Origin of the sequence: Gracilibacillus alcaliphilus (genome assembly GCF_016909015.1) — a bacterium.
Taxonomy (GTDB): Bacteria; Bacillota; Bacilli; order Bacillales; family Amphibacillaceae; genus Gracilibacillus; species Gracilibacillus alcaliphilus.
On record NZ_JAFBFA010000071.1, the window covers coordinates 1 to 2,920 of the forward strand.

General features: G+C 38.9%; 3 protein-coding genes. All 3 read left to right on the plus strand.

Features of this window, described 5'->3' with window-relative positions; genetic code table 11:
• The first annotated feature begins 163 nt into the window (after window positions 1-163).
• The 3 genes from istA to JOD18_RS23995 are packed head-to-tail and all read left to right on the plus strand — an operon-like array spanning window position 164 to window position 2,663.
• The gene (gene istA / locus JOD18_RS23985; RefSeq protein WP_204671991.1) at window positions 164-1,714 is read left to right on the plus strand and encodes an IS21 family transposase; all 1,551 of its coding nucleotides are present in this window, start codon (window positions 164-166) and stop codon (window positions 1,712-1,714) included.
• Entirely contained in the window at window positions 1,714-2,466 is a 753-nt protein-coding gene (gene istB, locus JOD18_RS23990) for an IS21-like element helper ATPase IstB (protein WP_204671992.1), read from the plus strand. The genes istA and istB overlap by 1 nt, the downstream gene beginning before the upstream one ends.
• Entirely contained in the window at window positions 2,463-2,663 is a 201-nt protein-coding gene (locus tag JOD18_RS23995; protein WP_204671994.1) for a hypothetical protein, read from the plus strand. Before istB ends, JOD18_RS23995 begins: the two co-directional genes overlap by 4 nt.
• The last annotated feature ends 257 nt before the right edge of the window (window positions 2,664-2,920 follow it).

The following is a 2,920-nucleotide window of genomic DNA, read 5'->3' on the forward strand; positions in this document are numbered from 1 at the left end:
TGATTACAGCCACTGAAATGTACCACCAGTGACATAGTTTTTACCACCAAACGCCAAAAAATTTACCAGCAAGTGACAAGGCATTACCACTTCAGTTAATACCTTTGTATAATTAGTGAGCACACCATCAGGTGTGACATTATTTATAGGGAGGTATTTTTTTATGATTCATTATCGAAGGATACTGGAATTACACGATGAGGGAATCAGTTTTAGAGGCATTGCCGCAAGTACAGGCAACTCTCGTCAAAAGGTGACAGAGATCATTCGAATAGCCGAAAAGAAGGGGTTGGTCTGTCCTTTAGAGGAGGAAATGACGGATCAATGGATTGAGGAGTTTCTCTTTCCTGAGAAGTCTTTGGAGGCATCAGGCAGACAACCGTTGAACTTTGATTATATTCATGAAGAGTTGGCGAAGCCTAATGTGACACTTTCCCTTCTTCACCATGAGTATGAAGCCGATTGCCGGGTGAACAATACAATTCCGTATTCCTATCGCAGTTTTTTGCGTCATTACAGTAGATACGCAGATAAGTATAAAGCAACCTTGCGTATTCGTAGAAAACCAGGCGAAATTATGGAAGTTGATTGGGCAGGATCTACATCTTTTATTATTGATAGGGATACGGGGGAGAAAATAAAGGCATATATTTTCGTTGCAACATTGCCGTGCAGCCAATTGTCGTATGCGGAAGCAACCTTATCAATGGATTTGCATTCCTGGATTACTGCACATAACCATGCGTATGAGTATTTTGGCGGTGTAACACAAATTATCGTACCGGATAATCTTAAAGCGAGTGTGACAAAACATACTACTCGTGAATTGGTCTTAAATCCTACTTACAGGGAAATGGCAGATTATTATAAAACAGTGGTCATGCCTGCACGGGTTCGAACACCGAAGGATAAAGCCAGTGTTGAAGGCTCTGTTAATGTTGTCTCTACATGGATCATCGCAGCTTTAAGAAATACACAATGCTTCAGTATTGATGAATTGAACGAAGAAGTTTGGCGGAAATTAGATGAATTCAATCAGCGCCCCTTCACTCGTAAAAAAGGTTGTCGATGGTCAGCATTTAAAGAAGAGGAGAAATTTGCGCTTTCTCCCCTCCCGTCAGTGCCGTACAAAATGTCTGAATGGAAAACTGCCAAAGTACGCCCTGACTATCACATCTCTGTCGAAAGTATGTTTTATTCAGTTCCCTATGAATATATCAATCGACAGGTTGAAGTGAAACTATCAGATGATTTTGTTGAGATCTTTTTCAATCATATGCGGATTGCTTCTCATAAACGATTATATGGGAAATTTGGTCAATTATCTACTGTTCGGGATCATATGCCTGATAATCATAAGTTATTTGTGGATCAAACACCGGAAGCCGCGCTTGAATGGGCTGAAAGTATCGGGGAATCAGCCTTGAATGTTGTTCAATATATTCTGGGTACTTCCCAAACGGAAAAACAAGCTCTACAGTCCATATTTTCATTAAAAAAATCTGAGAGACGTTACACAAAATACGAGATTGAACGTGCGTGTAAAATGATTATTTCTATGACAAAAAGACCCACGGTCAAAAGTATACAAACGATTTTGAAGAACAATAAAAAGAATGATGCCGAGCAGGAATTAAAACGTAAAACGGAAAGCAGCGAAAATAACTATGGCTTCACACGTGGAGCTTCTTATTATGGAAGGACCGATAAATAATGAATGAACAAACGCTAACAAAATTACACGAAATGAAATTGCGTGGTATGGAGGAAGCCTATAAGGAACAGGCATTGAACAAGGAAATTCAAAAAATGAGTTTCGAGGACCGTTTTTCTTTACTTGTCGATTTAGAACATTCCCGTCGGAAGAGTAACAAGCTTCAACGTTTAATCAAAGCAGCTACTTTTATAAACTCAAATGCCAGTATTGAAGATATAGAGTATTACGAAGATAGAAAGCTAGATAAGGATTTGATTTTGAAACTCGCTAGCGGTGCCTATATCTATGACAATTACAATATTATATTGAAAGGTCCAACTGGTTCTGGTAAATCATACTTAGCCAGCGCATTCGGAGTATCGGCTTGTCGTCAATTTTATAAAGTGAAATATATTCGCTTACCCGAGTTACTGGATGAACTGTCACTGGCGAAATTAGCAGCAGACGGAAGCTACCGGAAATGCATTAAAAAATATACGAAAGTCGATGTACTCATACTTGATGAATGGTTACTAACAGATTTGTCAACCGATGAAGCTGCAATATTACTAGAAATTGCAGAGGCACGCCATAAGGTAGCTTCGACTATTTTCTGTTCCCAAATCGATCCCAGTGGATGGCATTTAAAATTAGGAAATGAAACAATTGCGGAGGCTATTTTAGACCGTATTATTCATGATTCCTATCAAATCATGATTGACGGAAATGTTTCTATGCGAGAGCGCCATGGATTGGGGGCGTCTAAATGATCCCAGCAGAAGTTGAATACCGTATAGCTTATTACTTTTTTCGTATGTATTTACCTGATGAGGTGAGGTTTCAAATTGAAGACAGACTATTACCTACCTGTATGTGGTCTGAAGAAGAGGATTTGGATCACGATGAACTTGTTCGTTGGGCGGTTGAAATTATTGATGAGCAATTAGAAGATAAACGTTTTAAGTAAGATTTTAGGTAAGATCAATAGCCATTGGAACGGATTCTGTTCTAATGGCTTTAAATTATTATGTGCATTACCTGTGACTCTCCTTCACGCACTTACCGAACCAATTATCCGCAAAAAGTGATCCAAAACTATCATACAGCTAAATCTACCCACCATTACTCAGAATTGGTAATTGCATTGGCGTTGTGTGGTAAATTCCTTAGCAATCAGTGGTAAATAAGATGTCACTGGTGGTAAAAAAACTTGGCCGTAATCAA

What these genes read in the sequence shown, in the direction of transcription:
- JOD18_RS23995 (WP_204671994.1), top strand. Translation starts at nt 2,463, where the DNA reads ATGATCCCAGCAGAAGTTGAATACCGTATAGCTTATTACTTTTTTCGT.
- istA (WP_204671991.1), top strand. Translation starts at nt 164, where the DNA reads ATGATTCATTATCGAAGGATACTGGAATTACACGATGAGGGAATCAGT.
- istB (WP_204671992.1), top strand. Translation starts at nt 1,714, where the DNA reads ATGAATGAACAAACGCTAACAAAATTACACGAAATGAAATTGCGTGGT.